The organism is Lutimaribacter pacificus (genome assembly GCF_900142185.1).
In the GTDB taxonomy this organism is placed as follows: Bacteria; Pseudomonadota; Alphaproteobacteria; order Rhodobacterales; family Rhodobacteraceae; genus Lutimaribacter; species Lutimaribacter pacificus.
On sequence record NZ_FQZZ01000003.1, the window covers coordinates 62,911 to 84,150 of the forward strand.

The 21,240-nt window shown below is 66.6% G+C and carries 22 protein-coding genes; 10 read left to right on the forward strand and 12 right to left on the reverse strand.

The window, feature by feature from the left end:
* Window positions 1-315: 315 nt before the first annotated feature.
* The 6 genes from rseP to pyrH form a co-directional block, all read right to left on the reverse strand.
* Window positions 316-1,659, reverse strand: coding sequence for an RIP metalloprotease RseP (gene rseP, locus F3H87_RS09110; RefSeq protein ID WP_149789245.1), 1,344 nt, complete (start codon window positions 1,657-1,659; stop codon window positions 316-318).
* Between the two features lie 41 nt (window positions 1,660-1,700).
* A complete protein-coding gene (gene dxr / locus F3H87_RS09115) occupies window positions 1,701-2,870 on the reverse strand; it encodes a 1-deoxy-D-xylulose-5-phosphate reductoisomerase (RefSeq protein ID WP_149789311.1) in 1,170 nt (389 codons plus the stop codon).
* Window positions 2,870-3,664, reverse strand: coding sequence for a phosphatidate cytidylyltransferase (locus F3H87_RS09120; RefSeq protein ID WP_149789244.1), 795 nt, complete (start codon window positions 3,662-3,664; stop codon window positions 2,870-2,872). The genes dxr and F3H87_RS09120 overlap by 1 nt, the downstream gene beginning before the upstream one ends.
* Window positions 3,661-4,407: a polyprenyl diphosphate synthase gene (gene uppS / locus F3H87_RS09125; protein ID WP_149789243.1), complete on the reverse strand. Its 747-nt coding sequence runs from the start codon at window positions 4,405-4,407 to the stop codon at window positions 3,661-3,663. Before uppS ends, F3H87_RS09120 begins: the two co-directional genes overlap by 4 nt.
* Entirely contained in the window at window positions 4,407-4,970 is a 564-nt protein-coding gene (gene frr, locus F3H87_RS09130) for a ribosome recycling factor (RefSeq protein ID WP_149789242.1), read from the reverse strand. Before frr ends, uppS begins: the two co-directional genes overlap by 1 nt.
* A gap of 93 nt (window positions 4,971-5,063) precedes the next feature.
* The gene (pyrH, locus tag F3H87_RS09135; protein ID WP_149789241.1) at window positions 5,064-5,798 is read right to left on the reverse strand and encodes a UMP kinase; all 735 of its coding nucleotides are present in this window, start codon (window positions 5,796-5,798) and stop codon (window positions 5,064-5,066) included.
* Between the two features lie 132 nt (window positions 5,799-5,930).
* Here pyrH and miaA point away from each other — a divergent pair, with 132 nt between their 5' ends.
* The 7 genes from miaA to F3H87_RS09170 all read left to right on the forward strand — a co-directional run bounded on the left by miaA (window position 5,931) and on the right by F3H87_RS09170 (window position 14,618).
* Window positions 5,931-6,812: a tRNA (adenosine(37)-N6)-dimethylallyltransferase MiaA gene (gene miaA / locus F3H87_RS09140; protein ID WP_149789240.1), complete on the forward strand. Its 882-nt coding sequence runs from the start codon at window positions 5,931-5,933 to the stop codon at window positions 6,810-6,812.
* 66 nt (window positions 6,813-6,878) lie between these two features.
* On the forward strand, window positions 6,879-7,694 hold the full coding sequence (locus tag F3H87_RS09145; RefSeq protein WP_149789239.1) for a helix-turn-helix transcriptional regulator: 816 nt from the start codon (window positions 6,879-6,881) through the stop codon (window positions 7,692-7,694).
* Between the two features lie 224 nt (window positions 7,695-7,918).
* Window positions 7,919-9,583, forward strand: coding sequence for an ABC transporter substrate-binding protein (locus F3H87_RS09150; RefSeq protein ID WP_149789310.1), 1,665 nt, complete (start codon window positions 7,919-7,921; stop codon window positions 9,581-9,583).
* A gap of 107 nt (window positions 9,584-9,690) precedes the next feature.
* On the forward strand, window positions 9,691-10,743 hold the full coding sequence (locus F3H87_RS09155; RefSeq protein ID WP_149789238.1) for an ABC transporter permease: 1,053 nt from the start codon (window positions 9,691-9,693) through the stop codon (window positions 10,741-10,743).
* A gap of 14 nt (window positions 10,744-10,757) precedes the next feature.
* Entirely contained in the window at window positions 10,758-11,954 is a 1,197-nt protein-coding gene (locus F3H87_RS09160) for an ABC transporter permease (RefSeq protein WP_149789237.1), read from the forward strand.
* Between the two features lie 99 nt (window positions 11,955-12,053).
* The gene (locus F3H87_RS09165) at window positions 12,054-14,144 is read left to right on the forward strand and encodes a dipeptide ABC transporter ATP-binding protein (protein WP_149789236.1); all 2,091 of its coding nucleotides are present in this window, start codon (window positions 12,054-12,056) and stop codon (window positions 14,142-14,144) included.
* 138 nt (window positions 14,145-14,282) lie between these two features.
* Window positions 14,283-14,618, forward strand: coding sequence for an antibiotic biosynthesis monooxygenase family protein (locus F3H87_RS09170; protein ID WP_149789235.1), 336 nt, complete (start codon window positions 14,283-14,285; stop codon window positions 14,616-14,618).
* Between the two features lie 81 nt (window positions 14,619-14,699).
* Here F3H87_RS09170 and F3H87_RS09175 read toward each other — a convergent pair whose 3' ends face one another.
* The 5 genes from F3H87_RS09175 to F3H87_RS09195 all read right to left on the reverse strand — a co-directional run bounded on the left by F3H87_RS09175 (window position 14,700) and on the right by F3H87_RS09195 (window position 17,467).
* Window positions 14,700-15,221: a hypothetical protein gene (locus tag F3H87_RS09175; RefSeq protein ID WP_149789234.1), complete on the reverse strand. Its 522-nt coding sequence runs from the start codon at window positions 15,219-15,221 to the stop codon at window positions 14,700-14,702.
* A 198-nt stretch (window positions 15,222-15,419) separates the two neighbouring features.
* On the reverse strand, window positions 15,420-16,010 hold the full coding sequence (locus F3H87_RS09180) for a lytic transglycosylase domain-containing protein (RefSeq protein ID WP_149789233.1): 591 nt from the start codon (window positions 16,008-16,010) through the stop codon (window positions 15,420-15,422).
* A gap of 61 nt (window positions 16,011-16,071) precedes the next feature.
* Window positions 16,072-16,629 carry a helix-turn-helix transcriptional regulator gene (locus F3H87_RS09185; protein WP_223228019.1) on the reverse strand — a complete coding sequence of 186 codons (558 nt, stop codon included), beginning with the start codon at window positions 16,627-16,629 and terminating at the stop codon, window positions 16,072-16,074.
* Window positions 16,610-17,146 (reverse strand): cytochrome b/b6 domain-containing protein, encoded by a 537-nt coding sequence (locus F3H87_RS09190; protein ID WP_149789232.1) that lies wholly within the window; start codon window positions 17,144-17,146, stop codon window positions 16,610-16,612. Before F3H87_RS09190 ends, F3H87_RS09185 begins: the two co-directional genes overlap by 20 nt.
* 57 nt (window positions 17,147-17,203) lie before the next feature.
* Window positions 17,204-17,467, reverse strand: coding sequence for a PepSY domain-containing protein (locus tag F3H87_RS09195; RefSeq protein ID WP_149789231.1), 264 nt, complete (start codon window positions 17,465-17,467; stop codon window positions 17,204-17,206).
* A 237-nt stretch (window positions 17,468-17,704) separates the two neighbouring features.
* On the opposite strand from F3H87_RS09195, the gene F3H87_RS09200 reads away from it, so the two are divergent.
* On the forward strand, window positions 17,705-18,202 hold the full coding sequence (locus F3H87_RS09200; protein WP_149789230.1) for a single-stranded DNA-binding protein: 498 nt from the start codon (window positions 17,705-17,707) through the stop codon (window positions 18,200-18,202).
* A gap of 37 nt (window positions 18,203-18,239) precedes the next feature.
* Here the strand turns inward: F3H87_RS09200 and F3H87_RS22080 are convergent, their stop codons facing one another.
* A complete protein-coding gene (locus F3H87_RS22080; RefSeq protein WP_262974980.1) occupies window positions 18,240-18,371 on the reverse strand; it encodes a hypothetical protein in 132 nt (43 codons plus the stop codon).
* Between the two features lie 38 nt (window positions 18,372-18,409).
* Here F3H87_RS22080 and F3H87_RS09205 point away from each other — a divergent pair, with 38 nt between their 5' ends.
* On the forward strand, window positions 18,410-19,267 hold the full coding sequence (locus F3H87_RS09205) for a GNAT family N-acetyltransferase (RefSeq protein WP_223228020.1): 858 nt from the start codon (window positions 18,410-18,412) through the stop codon (window positions 19,265-19,267).
* Window positions 19,268-19,349: 82 nt separating this feature from the next.
* Window positions 19,350-21,167 carry a translational GTPase TypA gene (typA, locus tag F3H87_RS09210; RefSeq protein ID WP_149789229.1) on the forward strand — a complete coding sequence of 606 codons (1,818 nt, stop codon included), beginning with the start codon at window positions 19,350-19,352 and terminating at the stop codon, window positions 21,165-21,167.
* Window positions 21,168-21,240: the final 73 nt, after the last annotated feature.

The following is a 21,240-nucleotide window of genomic DNA, read 5'->3' on the forward strand; positions in this document are numbered from 1 at the left end:
ATCTGACTACCGGCAATACTGCCCCTTGTCAAAACGCCAAACGCGCGCCACCGGGGACGCGCGTCGGAAATCCGGCCTGTGTCAGGCCCTATGGGGGATCACAAGCTGTAGAGGTAGGAGGCAAAAGCAAGGCAGATATAGATGGCACCGATAAAAAGGATGCGGTCCCAGCTCAACCTGACCAAAAGCCCGAGGCCCCGTGCGCCTGTCTGGATCGCTTGCATGTCCATTCCTCGCAAATTCCGCGTTCGGCACGGAAATTACCGGTGGAATGTGGCACGATTTTGGCGCCCGCACGGCAAGATACTGCCCCGCTCAGGGGCAGAAGATGTCGTTCGTCAGCGCAAAGGCCATCAGCGACAGGATCACGATCAGCCCCGCCGTCATCAGCACGCGCAGCACCTTGTCGCTGGGCGGTTTGCCCGCCACCGCCTCATAGGCGTAGAACACCAGGTGCCCGCCATCCAGAACCGGGATCGGGAACAGGTTGAGCAGCCCCACCGCGGCCGACAGCACGCCGATGAAATAGACGAAATTCGTCGCGCCCTGGCTGGCCATCTGGCCCGACACCTCGGCGATGCCGATGGGGCCGGACATGTTGCAGCTTGAAATCGCGCCGGTCACCATGTGCCACAGCCCCGAGACCGAGCCGCGCATGATCGCCCAGGTGCCGGCGACGCCGCTCCACAGCGCCTCGCCCAGGCCCGGCGTTGTCGTGGCCGGCTCGAACGCCATGCCGCCGACGATGCCGATGCGCCAGTTGGTCTGGAACCCGCCATCGGGCTGCGGCTCGTCCACCCGGCGCGGCGTCAGCGTCAGCTCCAGCGTCTCGCCCCCGCGCCAGACGGTCAGCGCCAGCGGCGCACCGCCCCCGGTCTCGACCCGCTCCTTCAGCTGGGAAAAGGCAAAGATCGGCGTGCCGTCCACGGCGGTGATCACGTCATCCACCGCCAGCCCGGCGGAAAACGCCGCCGATTGCGGCGCAAGCTGGGTCACGACCGGCGGCAGCAGCCACGGGCCGTCGAGCGACAGCCGTTGCCCGTCGCGCTCGACCGCGTAGGTCAGGCCGGGCGCCTCCTCCAGCGTCTCGAGCAGATCGTCGAACCCGTCTTCCCGATCCATGCCGGGCACGTCCAGCCCGTTGATCCCGATCAGCACGTCGCCCGGTTGCAGCGCGGTTTCCTGCGGCAGCGGGCGCATCTCGCCGATGGTCAGCGGATCGACCGGAACGCCGCGGGTCATGCCCACGGCGGCGAACAGCGCGATCGCCAGCACGAAGTTGAACACCGGCCCCGCCGCCACCGTCGCCGTGCGCGCCCAGAGCGGCGCCCCCGCCATCGTGCGGCGCTTTTCCTCGGGCGTCATGTCACGCACCGCGCCCGCGTCGGGGGCGCTGGCGGCGTTGGCATCGCCGTGGAACTTGACGTAGCCGCCAAAGGGCAGCGCGGCGATCTGCCAGACCGTGCCGCGTTTGTCGGTGCGGGCATAAAGGACCGGGCCGAACCCGAGCGAGAACACATCCGCGTGAATCCCCGACCAGCGGCCGACGATGTAATGCCCGTATTCATGGATCGCCACGATCACCGACAGCGCCACGACAAAGGCCACAACAGTCCACACCAACCCGCCGAACTGCGGAAGCAACGTCAGAATATCCAAAAGCCTGTCCTTCTTTGCCTGTCCTGCCCGGGCCGGCCCCGTCAGCCGTGGCGCGCGATGGCGGTATCGACGCCCTGACGTGCCAGATGGTCCAGCCGGGCCACGTTATCAAGGGTGATTGGGTCATCAACAAGGCCGGAACGGGACGTAAGATCGTCCAGAACCCGCGCCACGATATCGGCCATGCCGGTAAAGCCGATATGGCCGGCGATGAACGCATCCAGCGCGCGCTCCTTGGCGCCGTTGAACACCGCGCCCGCCAGCCCGCCATGGCGCATCACCTGCCGCGCCAGGTCCAGCGCGGGGTAACGCGCCGGATCGGGGGCGCGGAAATTCAGCTGCCCGATACGTGCCAGGTCCAGCCGGTCGACCGGGAGTTCGGCGCGTTCGGGCCAGTTCAGCGCATAGCCGATGGCGTGGCGCATGTCCGACGGGCCGATATGCGCCATCAGGGCGCCGTCGCGGAACCCCACCAGCGCGTGCACCAGCGACTCGGGGTGGATCAGCACTTCGATCCGGTCGGGATCGACGCCGAAGAATTCCCTTGTTTCAATGACTTCCAGCGCCTTGTTGAACATCGAGGCGCTGTCGATGGTGATCCGCTGGCCCATGTCCCAGTTGGGATGGCACGATGCCTCGGCCACGCTGGCCTGCGCCAGCCGGTCCAGCGGCCAGTCGCGGAATGCCCCGCCCGAGGCGGTGATGACGATCCGCTCGACCGTGGCGATATCCTCGCCCGCAAGCGCCTGGAAGATGGCCGAATGCTCGCTGTCCACCGGCAGGATACGCGCGCCGTGGCGCGCCGCCGTTTCCATCAGCAGCGGCCCGGCGGTCACCAGCGATTCCTTGTTGGCCAGCGCCAGCGTGGTGCCCTGCTCCAGCGCGGTCAGCCCCGGCGCCAGCCCGGCCACCCCCACGATGGCCGACATGATCCAGTCGGCGGGGCGCGTCGCGGCCTCGGCCAGCGCGGCCTGCCCCGCCGCCGCCTCGACACCCGATCCCGCCAGCGCCGCGCGCAGATCGTCCAGCCGCGCGGGATCGGCGGTCACCGCCAGTTCCGCGCCCAGCCGTTTCGCATCCGCCGCCAGTTGCGCGATGTTCTGCCCCCCGGTCAGCGCCACGACATCGAACCGCGCAGGGTCACGCGCGATCAGGTCGATCGTGTTCTGCCCGATCGAGCCGGTGGCGCCAAAGATCGACACCCGCCGCATCACGCGAACAGCCCCAGCGCCAGCACCACCAGCGACGCGCCGATCAGCGCATCGAACCGGTCCAGCAACCCGCCATGCCCCGGTATCAGCGCCGAGCTGTCCTTGACCCCCGCCCGCCGCTTGATCGCGCTTTCCGCGATATCGCCCATCTGCGCGGCAAAGCCCACGAACATCGAAAACAGCGCCACCGCCAGCGGGTTTGCCGGTGTCCCTAAAATCCCGGTAAAGACCGGCACGAAACACAGCCCCACCAGCCCCGCGCCGATCCAGCCCGCCACCGTGCCCGACCACGTCTTCTTGGGGCTGATCGCGGGCCAGAATTTCGGCCCCCCGATCGTGCGGCCCGCGAAATACCCCGCCACGTCCGAGGCGATGACGACACAAAGCAGCCAGACCAGGAAAACGATGCCCGGCCCGTCGCGCATCCAGCACAGGCTGTAGCCCGCCAGCAGGACCATCGGCGCATAGATCAGCCAGGATTTGCGCGCGGTGCGCATCGCAACCGCCCCGGCGATCACGACGGCGGCAATGGCGGGCAACACCAGCAAACCGGGCACGTAATTCAGCGCCACGATCACCGCGCCCGACAGCGCGCCCAGCGCGATGGCCGTGCCGCGCCCGTCATGGGTCAGCATCCGCACCAGTTCCCAGATCATCGCCCCGATGACCAGCCCGGCAAAGGCATGGAACCATGCCCCGCCCAGCCAGACCATGCCCCCGCCGATGACGAGCATCGCAACCGCGGATGCAATGCGCACGCGCAGGTCGCCCCATTTCGAAACGGGGGCGGTCATGCCGGAACGGCACCGAAGCGGCGGTCGCGGGTGGAATAGCCCTGCACCAGCCGGGCGAACTCGGCGCGGGTGAAATCGGGCCAGAGCGTGTCGATGAACTCGTATTCCGCATAGGCCGACTGCCACAGCAGGAAATTCGAGATCCGCGCCTCGCCGCTGGTGCGGATCACCAGGTCGGGATCGGGCAGAACGCAGGTGTCGAGATATTTCGGCAGGGTTTCCTCGTTCACCGTGGCCGGGTCCAGCCGGCCCTTCGCCACGTCCTCGGCCAGCCGCCGGGTGGCGCGGGCCACCTCGTCGCGCCCGCCATAGTTCAGCGCGATGGTCAGGTGCACGCGGTCGTTTTCGCGGGTCAGGTGCTCCAGCTCGTCCATCATCTCGACCAGCTTGGCGTCAAGGCGCACGCGGTCGCCGATGAACCGCACGCGCACGCCGGCCTCGCGCAGGGCGCGGGCCTCCTTGGTGATATAGCGGCGAAACAGGTTCATCAGCCCCGCCACCTCGACCTGGGTGCGCTTCCAGTTCTCGGTCGAGAAGGCAAAGATGGTCAGGTATTTCACGCCGAGGTCGGGGCAGGCCTCGACGATCTCGCGCACACGGCGGGCGCCGGCATGGTGGCCGAACAGGCGCGGCCGGCCGCGCTGCGTGGCCCAGCGGCCATTCCCGTCCATGATGATGGCGACGTGGCGCGGGCCGCGCCCGATATCGGGGGTGGGTTTCACGGGTTCCGCGCCGTCGTCCATCAGACCTGCATGATCTCGGCCTGCTTGGTTTCCAGCGCCTCGTCCACCGCCTTGATGTAGCGGTCGGTCAGCTCCTGCACCTCGGTTTCCCAGAATTTCTGGTCATCCTCGGACATCTGGTCCTTGGCCTTCTTGATCTGGTCCATGCCGTCGCGGCGCACGTTGCGCACGGCAACGCGGGCGTGTTCGGCATATTGCGCGGCCACCCGGCCCAGTTCGCGGCGGCGTTCCTCGTTCAGTTCGGGGATCGGCAGCATGATGATCGTGCCGTTGGTCTGCGGGTTGATCCCGAGACCGGAATTCATGATCGCCTTTTCCACCGCACTCACCATCGAACGGTCCCACACGTTGATCGTGACCATGCGCGGCTCGGGCACGTTGACGGTGCCCAGCTGGTTGATCGGCGTCTGCTGGCCATAGGCCTCGACCGTCACCGGCTCCAGCATCGTGGCCGAGGCGCGGCCCGTCCGCAGCGAGGCGAATTCGGTTCTCAGCGATCCCATCGCGCCCTGCATCCGGCGCTCTAGGTCGGCGGTGTCCAGTTCAAACTCTTCGTCGGCCATCTGCTCGTCTCTCCCCAAAGGGCTTGTCTTCGCCCCTGCTATAACCCCAAGACGCGCGGCTTGTATAGGGCAGAGCCGCCGGCGCGGTGCCGATCAGCCATGCACCTTGGTATAGGTGCCCTCGCCCGCCAGGATGCCGCGGAAGCCGCCCGGCTCGTCCAGCGAAAAGACGATGATCGGCAGGTTGTTGTCGCGCGCCAGCGCGATCGCGCTGGCATCCATCACGCCCAAGTGCTGCTGCAGCACGTCGTCATAGGTGATCGTGTCATAGCGCGTGGCATCGTCGAACTTCTTGGGGTCCTTGTCATAGACCCCGTCCACCTTGGTGCCCTTGAAGATCGCCTCGCAGGCCATTTCGTTGGCGCGCAGCGTGGCGGCGGTGTCGGTGGTGAAATAGGGGTTGCCGGTGCCCGCGGCGAAGATGCAGACGCGCTTTTTCTCAAGGTGGCGCACGGCGCGGCGGCGAATATAGGGCTCGCAGACCTGGTCCATCGGGATGGCGCTGATGACGCGGGTATGCACGCCCAGCGCCTCGAGCGCGCCCTGCATCGCCAGCGCGTTCATCACGGTGGCCAGCATCCCCATGTAATCGGCGGTGGTGCGCTCCATCCCCTGCGCCGAGCCCTGAAGCCCGCGAAAGATGTTGCCGCCGCCGATCACCATGCAGATTTCCACCCCCATGTCGTGAACCGATTTCACCTCTTCGGCGATTCGCTGGACGGTGGGCGGGTGCAGGCCGAACCCCTGATCCCCCATCAGCGCCTCCCCCGAGATTTTCAGCATCACACGCCTGAATGTGGTTTTCGGGGGCTGGGCTGCGTCGGTCATCGCGGGGGGCTCCGTGCCTTATGTCTGGATCGCGCGCAAAATGTCGGAAAACGCCCGCGGGTTCAATGCATGTCGTGGCGACAGCGGGATTGCCTTTTGAAACCGCGCGGTTTTGCGGCTAAATCGCGCGGAATGGATGCCATCGCCACGATACCCGCCGACCGCCCCGTCCTGATCGCCGGCCCCACCGCCAGCGGCAAGTCGGCGCTTGCGCTGCGCATCGCGGAGGATGCGGGCGGGGTGATCGTCAATGCCGACGCGATCCAGGTGTTCGACTGCTGGCGCATCCTGACCGCACGCCCCGACGCGGACGACGAGGCGCGCGCGCCGCACCGCCTTTACGGTCATGTGCCCTGCGATTTTGCCTATTCGGTGGGGCATTGGCTGCGCGAGGTCGCCGAAATCCTGCAAAGTGGCGACCGCCCGATCATCGTCGGCGGCACGGGGCTGTATTTCCGCGCGCTGACCGAGGGGCTGGCCGATATCCCCGCCACGCCCCCCGGCATCCGCTCCGAGGCCGATGCGCTGCGGCGCGACGGGGGCGCGGGCGCGCTGCTGGCCGGGCTGGACGACAAGACCGCCGCCCGCATCGACCGCCGGAACCCGATGCGCGTGCAGCGCGCGTGGGAGGTGCTGCGCGCCACCGGGCGCGGGCTGGCCGACTGGCAGGACGACACGCCGCCGCCCCTGCTGCCGCTGGACGCCGCCGCGCCGTTGCTGGTCGAGGCCGGCAAGGACTGGCTGAATGCCCGCATCGCGCAACGCTTCGACAGGATGCTGGAGCTGGGCGCGCTGGACGAGGCGCGCGCGCTGCTGCCGCGCTGGGACCCTGCCCTGCCCGCCGCCAAGGCCATCGGCGCACCGGAGCTGATCGCGCATCTGCGCGGCGAGCTGACGCTGGAGCAGGCGCGCGAGGCCGCGACCGTCGCCACCCGGCAATTCGCCAAGCGCCAGCGCACCTGGTTTCGCGCCCGCATGGGCGGATGGACGCGGATTGCCGCCGAGACGCTTTGATTTCGCCATTTTTTTTGCGACAGAATGGGCGCGACACGTCCCACGCCAACCCCAAGTGACCACCCGATGCAGGATCAGCCCGCACTCCCGGCCCCGGCCATTCAGACCATCGTGCAATTCGCCGGCGGCGCGCCCTGGCGGCTGGAGCTGCTGCACGCGCATGACCACGACATGCTGTTCTGGATCACCCGCGGACAGGGCCGCGCGATCGTCGAGGGCACGCGGCGCGGGATCGGGGCGCATAACGCGCTGTTCCTGCCCGCGGGCACCCTTTACGCGCTGGACCTGGGGGCGCAGAGCTTTGGCCTTGCCCTGACGCTGCCGGACGGTCCGGCGCTGGGTTTCGGGCGGATGGCCCGCCACCTGCGCATCCGCGACCAGCAGGCGCAGGCGGACCTGACCGCGATCCTGGACGCGATGCAGCGCGAGACCGCCCGGACCGCCGCCCTGCAGGAGCGCGCGCTGGCCGCCCACGCGCAGCTGGTCGCGGTCTGGATGCACCGGCAGGACGTCGAACCGCCCGCCACCGGCAACACCGCCGCGCGGCGGCTGGTCGCGGCCTATTGCGACCTGCTGGTGCGCCGCCATCGCAGCGGCGTCAGCATGGCGGAGCTGGCCGATGCGCTGGGGGTCACGCCGACCCATCTGAGCCGCAGTTGCAAGAACATGTGCGGCCTGACCGCCGCCGAGATGCAGACGCAGGTCAGCCTCCATGCCGCGCGCGACCTGATCGAGACCGGCACCGCGCCGCTGTCGCGCATCGCCAGCCATCTCGGCTTTGGCAGCGCGGCGTATTTTTCGCGCTTCATCACCCAACATACGGGCAAAACCCCCAGCGCCCTGCGCCATTCCAGACCGGCTGCGTCAAAAATGCCCGGTTAGGGGATTTTCGGGTTGCGTGAACGCGCTATGTCGTTTTTGTATTAACATAATGTCGCTTTCAGAAGACGAAATGACGATTGCGAGCGTTGACGCGCGGAACATTCTGGTGCCGAATGCTTGCAAAGGAGGGGATGTAGAGACTGCCATTGCGCAGGCACGGCGAAATGCCGGGAAAAACAGTCCGTCCAGAACACCAAATCAGTGTGTCACAGGGAGAAAAAATGATGCAATCCAATTCCGTAACAGAGAACGTCCATGCCGCGGCAAAGATGTACGCCGAGGAATTCAGGGCCGGCAAGCTGAGCCGCCGCGAGTTCCTGACCCGCACCACCGCCCTGGGCGTGAGCGCAACCGCCGCCTATGGCCTGATCGGCCTGGCACAACCCGTCCAGGCGCAGGAGGCCCCGGTGCAGGGCGGCACGCTGCGAATTCAGCAATCGGTCAAGGGCATGAAGGACCCGCGCGCCTATGACTGGTCGGAAATCGGCAACCAGTCGCGCGGCTTCCTGGAATACCTGGTGGAATACAATGCCGACGGCAGCTTCCGCCCGATGCTCCTGGAAAGCTGGGAGGTGAACGAGGACGCCACGCAATATACGCTGAACGTGCGGCAGGGCGTGAAATGGAACAACGGCGACGATTTCACCGCCGAGGACGTGGCCCGCAACATCGCCGGCTGGTGCGACAAGGGCATGGAGGCCAACTCCATGGCCAGCCGCATGGGCGGGCTGATCGACGAGGGCACCGGGCAGGCCCGCGAGGGCGCGATCGAGGTGGCCGACACCCATACCGTCGTGCTGCACCTGTCGTCGCCCGACGTGTCGGTGATCGCCAACATGTCGGACTATCCCGCCGCGATCACCCATTCCAGCTATACCTCGGGCAGCCCGTTCGACAACGGCGTCGGCACCGGCCCCTATCGCCCGGTCAGCATGGAGGTGGGCGTCAACTGCATCCTCGAACGCGCCGAGGATCACGAATGGTGGGGCACCGAGGTCTATGGCGGCCCCTATCTCGACCGGGTCGAATTCATCGACTACGGCACCGACCCGTCGGCCTGGGTGGCCGCCGCGGAATCCGAGGAGGTCGACCTGCTGTACGAGACCGTGGGCGATTTCATCGACGTGATGGATTCGATCGGCTGGACCAGGACCGACGCCGTGACCGCCGCCACCATCGTGTTCCGCGGCAATCACGAGGCCGAGGTGAACGGCACGAAGCCCTATGCCGACAAGCGCGTGCGCCAGGCGCTGGCGCTGGCGGTGGACAACTCGGTGCTGCTGGAGCTGGGCTATTCCGGCCGGGGTGAGCTGGCCGAGAACCACCATGTCTGCTCGATCCACCCGGCCTATGCCGATATCGGCCCGGCGCCCTTCGACCCCGAGCGCGCGCTGGCCCTGATGGAAGAGGCCGGGATGGCCGATTTCGAGCACGAGCTGATCACCGTCGACGACGACTGGCAGCGCAATACCGGCGACGCCCTGGCCGCGCAGCTGCGCGACGCGGGGATCAACGTCAAGCGCACGATCCTGCCGGGCAACACGTTCTGGAACAAGTGGACGGAATATCCGTTCAGCGCGACCGAGTGGAACCACCGCCCGCTCGACGTGCAGATCCTTACCCTTGCCTACCGCTCGGGCGAGGCCTGGAACGAGGCGGCCTATTCCAGCGACGAGTATGACGCGCTGATCAACGAGGCCAACGCCATCGCCGATGCGGATACCCGCCGGGGCACCATCGAGAAGATCGAGACCCTGCTGCGCGAGGACGGGGTGATCATCCAGCCCTACTGGCGCTCGCTCTACAACCACCACAACGGCAACCTGGTGAACGCGGCGAAACACCCCGCGCACGAGATTCACCTGTACAAGATCGGCTTCGCAAGCTGATCGGGCACCAACGATAACAAGAGACGGGCGCACCCTGCGCCCGTCCGGCCGACCCGGGCCGGCACCGGCAGCAAGGCGCGAGCCGCGGCAACCAACGGGGGAAACTGATGGGACTGTTCATTCTCAGGCGTGTCTGGGTGATGGTGCTGACCGCACTCTGCCTGACCTTCGTCGTATTTTTCCTGACCAACCTGTACCCGAACCTGGAAAAACTGGCGAAAACCCAGGGCAACATGCGCATGACCGACGAAGAGGTCGCGCGATGGCTGGACAATCGCGGCTACGGCGCACCGATCCTGAGCAAGTACGGCCAGTGGCTGGGCGTCTGGCCCGGCTGGACCCACGAGACCGAGCGCGGCGTCACCGGGCGCTGCATCGACGGGCTGGCGACACCCGAACAGGCGGCCGGGGCGCCGCGGTTCTGCGGCGTGATCCAGGGCGACTGGGGCTATTCCACGGTGTTCCGCGACGAGGTGTCGGGCATCGTCGGCACGCGGCTGGGCCTGACCGGCAAGCTGATGCTGTGGGTGCTGGTGCTGATGGTGCCGGCGGCGCTGGCGGTGGGCGTGCTGGCGGGGATGCGCGAGGGATCGGCCACCGACCGGACGCTGTCGACCTTCTCGATCGCCACGACGGCGACGCCGGAATACGTGTCGGGCGTGATCTTCATCGCCATCTTCGCCTCGTCCGCGGTGGGGCTCAAGTGGTTCAAGGGCACCGCGACCAGCGCGATGGAGGACGCCAATTTCGAGAACTTCTTTCTGCCGGTGCTGACCATCGCGCTGTACGGCATGGGCTATATCGCGCGGATGACGCGGGCCTCGATGACCGAGGTGATGACCGCGCAATATGTCCGCACGGCGCGGCTGAAGGGCGTGTCCTTTCCCAATATCGTGATGAAGCACGCGCTCAGGAACGCGCTGATCGCGCCCTTCACCGTGATCATGCTGCAATTTCCCTGGCTGCTGAACGGGGTGGTGATCGTCGAGACCCTGTTCAACTACAAGGGCTTCGGCTGGACGCTGGTGCAGGCCGCCGGCAACAACGATATCGAGCTGCTGCTGGCGGTTTCGGTGGTGTCCGTCATCGTGGTGCTGGTGACCCAGCTGATATCCGATATCGGCTATGTCTACCTGAACCCGCGCATCCGTATCTCGTAGGAGGGGAATAGCTCATGGATCCTCTCGGCTGGGGTGAGATCATCGCGCGCGTCCTGTGGCAGTTCCTGCCGGTCTGGGTCTCGCTCGTCGCGCTTTTTGCAATCTCGATCGCGTTCAAACGGCGGCTGGGGCTTTACGGCAAGCTGTTCGACAGCACCATCGGCATGATCGGTTTCGCGCTGGTGATGTTCTGGGTGTTCACCGGCATCTATGCCGGGCTGTTCGACATGATCGCCACACATGACCCGCTGGGCCAGGTGTCGGGCATGAAGAACAAGGGGCCCGGCACGCCGCTGCAGGGTGCCGGAGAGGCCGATTACGGCTGGTACCTGCTGGGCGGCGACAACCTGGCGCGCGACGTGTTCAGCCGCATGGTCACCGGGTCGTGGGTGGTGGTGCAGATCGCGCCGCTGGCCACGCTTTTCGCCTTCATGGTGGGCATCACGCTGGGCCTACCGGCGGGGTTCTACGGCGGGCGGCTCGATACCTTCCTGTCGTTCCTGGCCAACCTGATCCTGGCCTTTCCGGTGATCTTGCTGTTCTACCTGCTGGTCACCCCCGAGATCGTGGCGACGGGCGTGCCGAACTACATGGCGACGGTGCTGTTCGTGTTTCCGCTGATCTTCATGGCGGTGCTGCTGAATTCGCGCTTTCACACCAAGCCGGGCTTTCGCACGCCGCTGCTGATCGCGGTGCTGGGGGTGATGGGCTGGCTCTACCTGTCGCTGATCTCGGAGGCGGGATCGAAGGTGGCGGTGCTGCCCCGCGCGCTGGACCTGTTCGACATCCCCGGCGGTATCCTGGTGGTCTTCGTCTCGGTCGTCTTCGTCAACTCGCCCACGGTGTTCCGCATCGTGCGGGGGCTGGCGATGGACATCAAGACGCGCGACTATGTGGCCGCCGCGCAAACCCGCGGCGAGGGGCCGTGGTACATCATGCTGTGGGAAATCCTGCCCAATGCACGCGGGCCGCTGATCGTCGATTTCTGCCTGCGCATCGGCTATACCACCATCCTTCTGGGCACTCTGGGCTTCTTCGGGCTGGGCCTGCCGCCCGAAAGCCCCGACTGGGGCTCGACCATCAACGAGGGGCGCAAGCTGCTGTCGATCTACCTGCATCCCGCCCTGCCCCCGGCGCTGGCGCTGCTGAGCCTCGTCCTGGGGCTGAACCTGCTGGCGGACGGGCTGCGCGAGGAAAGCCTGAAGGACTGACTTGGAGAACCGGACCGGGGGGCCAGCCCCCCGGACCCCCCGGGATATTTCCAGAGAGAGGAAGGCCAAAGCCTGCTTTCTCTGACAGGGAGACAAAAAATGAGCAAACTGGCAGAGTATGACGGGCCCATCCTCGAAATCGACAAGCTGTCGATTTCCTTTTTCACCCGGCTGCGGGAAATCCCGGCGGTGATGGATTTTTCCTGCGTGGTGCAGCCGGGCGAGGCGATGGGCCTTGTCGGCGAATCCGGCTGCGGCAAATCCACCGTGGCGCTGGGGGTGATGCAGGACCTGGGCGTGAACGGGCGCATCGTCGGCGGCTCGATCAGGTTCAAGGGCCGCGACCTGAGCGAGATGAGCGCCGCCGAGCTGCGCGACATCCGCGGCAACGAGATCGCCATGATCTACCAGGAGCCGATGGCCAGCCTGAACCCGGCGATGAAGATCGGCAAGCAGCTGATGGAAGTGCCGATGATCCACGAGGGCGTCGGCGAGAAAGAGGCCCGCAGGCGCGCGCTGGAGGTGGTGACGGACGTCAAGCTGCCCGACCCCGAGCGCATCCTGAAATCCTATCCGCACCAGCTTTCGGGCGGCCAGCAGCAGCGCATCGTGATCGCCATGGCGCTGATGTCGAAACCCGCGCTGCTGATCCTCGACGAACCCACCACGGCGCTGGACGTGACGGTCGAGGCGGCGGTGGTGGAACTGGTCAAGGACCTGGGCAAGAAATACGGCACTTCGATGCTGTTCATCAGCCACAACCTCGGCCTCGTGCTGGAAACCTGCGACCGGATCTGCGTGATGTATTCCGGCGAGGCGGTGGAAACCGGCAGTATCGCGGATGTGTTCGACAAGATGCAGCACCCCTATACGCAGGCGCTGTTCCGGTCGATCCCGCTGCCGGGGGCGGACAAGAACGCACGCCCGCTCAAGGCGATTCCGGGCAATTTTCCCCTGCCCCACGAGCGCCCGCCGGGCTGCAATTTCGGCCCGCGCTGCGATTATTTCGCCAAGGGGCTGTGCGATATCGACGAGCGCGTGCCGATGGTGGATATCGCGGGCGACGACCGGCACCGCTCGCGCTGCCTGCGCATCGACGAGATCGACTGGCACGCCCCGGTCGAGGCCAGCCAGACGACCGCCAGGACCGAACCGGGCAATGTCGTGCTGAAGATGGACAAGCTGAAGAAATATTACGAGGTCGCGGCCAACGCACTGTTCGGCGGCGGCGCGACCAGGGTAGTCAAGGCCAACGAGGAGCTGTCCTTCGAGGCGCGCGAATCCGAGACGCTGGCCATCGTGGGCGAATCCGGCTGCGGCAAATCCACCTTCGCCAAGGTGCTGATGGGGCTGGAAACCGCGACCGAGGGGCAGATCATCCTCGACAACCGCAACATCGAGGCCACACCGATCCAGGCCCGCGACACCAAGACGGTGGCGGATGTGCAGATGGTGTTCCAGAACCCGTTCGACACGCTCAACCCCTCGATGAGCGTGGGCCGGCAGATCATACGCGCGCTGGAAATATTCCGCGTGGGCCGCACCGATGCCGAACGGCGCGAGCGGATGCTGCAACTGCTGGACCTGGTGAAACTGCCCCGCGCCTTCGCCGACCGGATGCCGCGGCAACTGTCGGGCGGGCAGAAACAGCGCGTGGGCATCGCCCGGGCCTTTGCCGGCGGCGCGCGGATCGTGGTGGCGGACGAGCCGGTATCGGCGCTCGACGTGTCGGTGCAGGCGGCGGTGACCGACCTGCTGATGGAAATCCAGCGCGAGAACAAGACCACACTGCTGTTCATCAGCCACGACCTCAGCATCGTGCGCTATCTCAGCGACCGGGTGATGGTGATGTACCTGGGCCACGTGGTCGAACTGGGCACCACCGAGCAGGTCTTTGCCCCGCCCTACCACCCCTATACCGAGGCGCTGCTGTCCGCCGTGCCGATCGCCGACACGAAGGTCGAGAAAACGCATATCGTGCTCGAGGGCGATATTCCCTCGGCGATGAACCCGCCCACCGGCTGCCCGTTCCAGACCCGCTGCCGGTGGAAGGATCAGGTGCCGGGTGGCCTGTGCGAGAAAGAGGTGCCTCCGCAACGCACCATGGCCGAGGGTCACCAGGTCAAGTGCCACCTGTCCGACGAGATCCTCAGGGGGATGGAGCCGGTCATCAAGGTCGCCGCGGAATAGCCGCGTGCCCCCCTTCATCGTTCCGGCAATACTCCGGGGAGCGTGAGGGGCAGCGCCCCTCACCCGGGCGGTGACGCCCGGGCTTGCCCGCCCCATGCGCCCGGGCTAGCGTCGGCGCGCCAGCCACAGGACGCGCCGATGACCCGTTTCGCCCCCCTGCCCGATCCGCCCTATTACGCCGTGATCTTTTCCAGCCAGCGCGCCGATGGCGACAGCGGCTATGCCGCGATGGCCGAGAAAATGGCCCGGATGGCCGCCGCCGCGCCCGGCTGTATCGGCATGGAAAGCGCGCGCGACGAAGACGGGTTCGGCATCACCGTCAGCTACTGGACGGACGAGGCCGCGATCCGGGCCTGGAAAGCGGATGCCAGCCACCTTACGGCGCAGCACCTGGGCAAGACCCGCTGGTACGAGCAGTACCGGCTGCGCGTGGCCCGGATCGAGCGGCATTACGACGGCCCCGACGGGCGCTGAACGCCACCCGGCCCTGCCCGCGCGCATGAAAAACCCCGCCGGAGCCGTCCGGCGGGGTCGCTTCTGTGCAAGCCGGCGCCCTTACTTGGACGTGGCGCCGCTCATGAACTCGGGCAGGTTTTCGGCGACGTTCGACGCAAAGGCCTGGACCATCGCGTTATAGAAATCGTCCGGGGACGGGTTGATCTGGATGAACCCCTCGGGGACGGCAGACTCGTTGGTTATGGCGATCAGGCGCACCGGGTAGCTGTGCGGGTCCTGATCGGTCATCGGACTGGTGATCACGACGACCCCCTCCATCTGGTTGAATTCCTGGGTGTCCGGCAGGACCGTGTCGCCATCCAGGCTGACGGACTGCACCTTCACGTCAATGTCATAGCCGTTGGGATCGTCCGTCACCTCGACCAACTGGGCCACGGCCTTTTCCAGGTCGGTTTCCAGGTCGGGGTAATAGTCCAGCGCATTCGCGCCATCGACGCCTTCGATCTCGGTCGATACGTCGATATCCTTGACGGTGGCGTCTTCCGCCGCAATTGCCAGTGCCGGCAACAGGCCAAGACCCGCAACTGCGACAAGGGCTTGCATCGAGGTTTTCAGTGTCATGGCACACTCCATTCGCTTGTTGGCCGCATACCGGCGCCGGGCTGGCCCGGTTTCATGCGTATCGGAGTGAAAAACCAATCCCGGCGCGTTCGGTTCCCTGAACGCCCGCGGCGGGATCGGCGGATTCCTGCCACGTGCCACAGGTCCGCGCGTGCCGCGGCAAGGCCCTGATGGCGGCGGGGGCGGCCCCTGCGGGGCCTAGCTGCCCCAGATCACCCGCACGTAGTTGCGGGTTTCGCGATAGGGCGGCACGCCACCGTATTTCTTCACCGCGGCGGGCCCGGCATTATAGGCCGCCAGCGCCAGCCGCCATGTCCTGAACTCGCGGTATTGCTGGGCGAGGTAGCGCGCGCCGCCATCGAGATTCTCGTAAGGATCGTGCGGGTCGACGCCCAGCCGCGCGGCGGTGAAGGGCATCAGCTGCGCCAGGCCGATCGCCCCCTTGTGCGACAGCGCCTTGGGATTGAACCGGCTTTCCTGGTGCACCAGCCGCAGGAACAGGTCCTCGGGCACGCCATGGCGCCGCGCCGCATCGCGCGCCATCTGCAGGTAGGGCCCGGTATAGCGGCCGTTATAGGATTTGACATCGTCGCCCCAGATCGTCGGGGTGTTCACCTTTTGCGGCTGCAGCCGGACCGAGTTGTTGTATTGCTGCGCCGCCCGGGTATCCAGCACCTTGGTCTGCGACCGGAAAAGCTGGGTCCGGGATTTCGACGACAGAACATCGGCCTGCGCCGCGCCGGTCAGGACCAGCCCGAGAACCAGGGAAGCAACAACCCGTCCACGCATGTCTCACATGTCCCTCTGAATTTGCGGCGCAGTATACGCATTTCGCCCGGCACGAAAACCCTTAACCATCGGGGGCCGCCGGGGCGGTGCCGGCCTGGCCGACAAGCGGCGCCTGCATCAGATCCTCGACCAGCAGGCTCAGCAGCGCGCCACGCCCCGATACGCCCGCCTTGCGGTAAATCCCGTTCAGATGCGCCTTGACCGTGCCCTCGGCCGAGCCGCGCAGTTCGGCGATCTCGGCGTTGTTCAGCCCCTTCAGGGCAAAGGTGGCCACGTCGCGCTCGGACGGGGTGAGGTTCCAGCTGTCGAAATAGCTTTCCATCAGATCGTGCAGGGCACCCGCGGCGATGGACAGGCCGCGCTCTACATGCGCCTTGCGGCGCAGCAGGCGAAAAAGATAGCGCAGCTCGAACAGGATGCCGACCGCCAGCCCCAGCGCGGCCACGGTCTCGATGATCAGGTGCCAGTCGCCGAGGGCATATCGCCCGGCATCCGCGAAGTCCGAGATCGCGTCGCTCAGGAAAAAGACCGCGCAAAAGGCCTGGACCAGGATCAGCCCGGCCAGGCCCACGCCTTCGCGGCGCATACTGCCCAGATCGTCACCGTTCAGAAAGCTCATCCGGCATCACCTTGGTCCCCGTCACCATCGCGCGGGCCAGGTTCACCCCGGTACGGCGGCTTTCCGCGATCACCGCGGCGACATGCGCCAGCGCCGATATCCCGACCCACAGGACCAGAGCTTCGTGCATTTCCTCGACCCAGTCCACGCCCCAGAAGGTCGCGGTGGTCATCATCCAGCCGGTCAGGCTGATCGCGGCAATCCCGGCCAGCAGGTTCCAGATCATCCAGGCGCCCAGCGGGCTGTGGCCCAGGTGATGCCGCACCCGGCCCGTGGCCATGTCGCGCAACTGGCCGATCGCGGCGCTGACGCTTGGCAGGAAATCGCTGAACCGGGCATGGCGCGTGCCGACCAGCCCCCAGACCAGCCGCACGCCCAGAAGTGCCACGATGATCCAGCCGACCTGCTCGTGCAGCGCGCCGTCCTCGTCGATCACCAGCGCGTTGAGGACGAAGCCGGTGGCCAGCGTCCAGTGAAATACCCGGATTACCGGGTCCCAAACCTTTTTCGGTGTCATGATCGTTCTCCCGTTGTGGCGGGGCCGGCACCGGAACCGGCCCCGCGCGCCCGCCTGTCAGTCGTCGATCTTGGTGCGACGCACCGTCAGGTCGGGATTGAGGTAAAGCTCCAGCCGCTGACCGTCCTTCAGCGCGTAAACCTCGATCTCGCCATCCTCCATCTCGATCTTGCGCACGTCGTAGCCTTCGCCGGTCAGCCTTTGGGTGATCTCGGCGCGTTTCTCGGCGGTCAGCCCGCGGCCGTTGTCGTCCGAGGCCTGCGCCATCGGTGCGACAAGGGCCAGGGCGGCGATCAGCGGAAGGGTCTTGAGCGTTTTCATGGCAGTCATCCTTTTGCCTGTAGTTCCGGGTTGGCCGGCCTGTGTGCCGGTGTGGTGGCAATCTCGGATGGCGGGATGGCAAAAGGAATTGGCCCGCAGGTGTAATCGGGCCGGCGGGCATGGGTCTATAACTGCGGTTTAGGGCGAAAAGGCGGGTCTTTTCGGAAAAGTTTACCTTTCCTTCACTCACGCGGGATGATGTAACCTGCGCTGAGACGACTCGACAGGAGGGATGGCATGGCCGGTTCGGTGAACAAGGTAATTCTGGTGGGCAACCTGGGGCGCGACCCCGAGGTGCGCACCTTCCAGAACGGCGGCAAGGTGTGCAACCTGCGCATCGCCACGTCCGAGACGTGGAAGGACCGCAACACCGGCGAACGCCGCGAACGGACCGAGTGGCATTCGGTGGCGATCTTTCAGGAAGGGCTGGTGCGCATCGCCGAGCAATACCTGCGCAAGGGCTCCAAGGTCTATATCGAGGGCAAGCTGCAAACCCGCAAATGGCAGGACCAGTCCGGCCAGGACCGTTACAGCACCGAGGTTGTCCTGCAGGGCTTCGACGGGGTGCTGACCATGCTCGACAGCCGCAGCGAAGGCGGCGGCGGCGGCAATTACGGCGGTGGCCAGGGCGGCGGCTATGGCGGCGATTACGGCGGCGGCTACGACAGCGGGCCGGGCCAGGGCGACAGCGGCCCCGCGCCCTCGCGCGACCTGGACGACGAAATCCCGTTCTGATCTTTCAGCCGCCCCCGATCCGGGGGCGGTTCTCGTTTCAGCCCCAGACAAGCTGGATCACGGCGCCGCATGGCAGCGCGATGGCCAGCGCCACCAGAACGGCCGCCTGCCAGGCAAGCCGCGGGCCGGGGGCATGAATGCCCATGACGAAGGAACTGCGCCGGGTCATGGGCGCGATTAAGCCATGATTCACTTTCCGGTGGGTTAATGCGCGCCATGATGGACGGCGCCCCCTTTCCCCCTGCCGAATTGGCCCATGTGCCGGTGCAGCAGCACCCCGCCCATGCGGCGGCGTTGCGCCGGATCGGTGCCGGGGTTCAGCGGATCGACCTTGCCGACGGTGGGTATGCGCATGCGCTTTTGCGCCGGTTCGGCCCCCTGCGGCTGGCGCTTGTCCCGCGCGGCCCGGTCTGGCCCGAACCGCGCGCGCCGCGAATGGACGACCTGCGCGCGCTGCGCCGCGCCCTGCCCGCCCGGACAATGCTGATCGTCAATGGCGACGGGCCGCTGCCGCGCAGCCTGCGCATCCTGCCGCTGGTCACGCCGCAATGGGTGGCGGAATGGGATCTGACCCCGCCGCCCGATACCCTGCGCGCCGGGCTGCACCAGAAATGGCGCAACCGCCTGCACCGCGCCGGGGCCGCGCCCGTTCATGAACAGGCCATGCCGCCCGACCCGGATCACTGGCTGTTGCAGCACGAGGGCGCGACCGCGCGGCGCAGGGGATATACGCCATGGCCGGCAAAACTGGTCGCCGCCCATGCGGCGGCGGGCCATGCCCGGCTGTTCACCGCCGGGCCGCGCGACGCGCCCGTGGCGGCCATGCTGTTCCTGCGGCACGGCGCCCGCGCCACATACCAGATCGGCTGGTCCGGCGCGGCGGGCCGCGCGCAGGACGCCCACAGGCTGCTGTTGTGGCACGCCGCGATGGCGTTGCGCGGTGACGGTGTGCGATGCCTCGACCTTGGCACGATCGACACCGAAACCGCGCCGGGCCTTGCCCGGTTCAAGCTGGGCACCGGCGCCCGCGCCCGCCCGCTGGGCCCCACGGTGCTGGTGCCCTGACGCCGCAGCGCGGCGTTTTGCGGCTGGTATTTCCGTCGCACACAGGCTAGGCGGTCCGCGAACAGGCCCAAAGGACACGCGCATGGATCTTCGCAATATCGCCATTATCGCCCACGTCGACCACGGCAAGACCACCCTGGTGGACGAGCTGCTCAAGCAATCAGGGGCGTTTCGCGAGAACCAGGCGGTCGCCGAACGCGCGATGGACAGCAACGACCTGGAGCGCGAGCGCGGCATCACGATCCTCGCCAAGGCCACAAGCGTCGAGTGGAAGGGCACCCGCATCAACATCGTCGACACCCCCGGCCACGCCGATTTCGGCGGCGAGGTCGAACGCATCCTGAGCATGGTGGACGGCGTGGTGCTGCTGGTCGATGCCGCCGAAGGGCCGATGCCGCAGACGAAATTCGTGACCTCCAAGGCGCTGGCGCTGGGGCTCCGCCCGATCGTGGTGCTGAACAAGGTCGACAAGCCCGACGCCGAACCCGACCGGGCGCTGGACGAATGTTTCGACCTCTTCGCCAACCTCGGCGCGGACGAGGACCAGCTCGATTTCCCGCATCTTTACGCCTCGGGCCGGTCGGGCTGGGCGGATGCCGAACTGGACGGGCCGCGCAAGAACCTCGATGCGCTGTTCCAGCTTGTCGTCAACCACGTGCCCGCGCCGCGCCAGATCAAACACCAGGACGAACCGTTCCGCATGCTGGCCACCACGCTGGGCAGCGACCCGTTCGTGGGCCGCATCCTGACCGGCCGCGTGGAATCGGGCCGCGCAAAGGTGGGCGCCTCGGTGCAGGCGATCAGCCGCGTGGGGCAGAAGATCGAACAGTTCCGCATCACCAAGATCCAGGCGTTCCGCGGCCTCGGCCAGCAGGATATCGACGAGGCCGTGGCCGGCGATATCGTCAGCCTGGCGGGCATGTCCAAGGCCACCGTGTCCGACACGATCTGCGCGCTGGCGGTCGAGGAACCGCTTGAGGCGCAGCCGATCGACCCGCCCACCATCACCGTCACCTTCGGCATCAACGACAGCCCGCTGGCCGGGCGCGACGGCAAGAAGGTGCAATCGCGCGTGATCCGCGAACGCCTGCTGAAAGAGGCGGAATCGAACGTCGCCATCCGCATCAAGGACACCCCCGGCGGCGAGGCGTTCGAGGTTTCGGGCCGCGGCGAATTGCAGATGGGCGTGCTGATCGAGAACATGCGCCGCGAGGGGTTCGAGCTGTCGATCTCGCGCCCGCAGGTGATCCTGCGCGAAGAGGACGGGCAAAAGCTGGAACCGGTGGAAGAGGTCACGATCGACGTCGATGACGACTATACCGGCGCGGTGATCGAAAAGATCACCGGCGCGCGCAAGGGCGAACTGGCCGAGATGAAACCCGCCGGTGTGGGCAAGACACGCATCATCGCGCATGTGCCGTCGCGCGGGCTGATCGGCTATCACGGCGAATTCCTGACCGACACGCGCGGCACCGGCGTGCTGAACCGCGTGTTTCACGGCTGGACCCCGCACAAGGGCGCGATCCCGGGCCGCCGCGCCGGCGTCCTGATCTCGATGGAGGATGGCGAGGCGGTGGCCTATGCGCTGTGGAACCTCGAAGAGCGCGGCCGCATGTTCATCAGCCCGCAGGAAAAGGTTTACCAGGGCATGATCATCGGCGAACACAGCCGCGAAAACGATCTCGAGGTGAACCCGCTCAAGGGCAAGAAGCTGACCAACGTGCGGGCCAGCGGCACGGACGAGGCGGTGCGCCTGACCCCGCCGATCACGCTGAGCCTGGAAGAGGCGATCGCCTATATCAATGACGACGAACTGGTCGAGGTGACGCCGAACGCCATCCGGCTGCGCAAGCGGTATCTCGACCCGCACGAACGCAAACGGATGTCGAAAACGCTCTGAACAGACGAAAAGAGAACGGGCCGCAAATTGCGGCCCGTTTCATTTTCAACAGGATAGCGCCGGTCATCAGCGG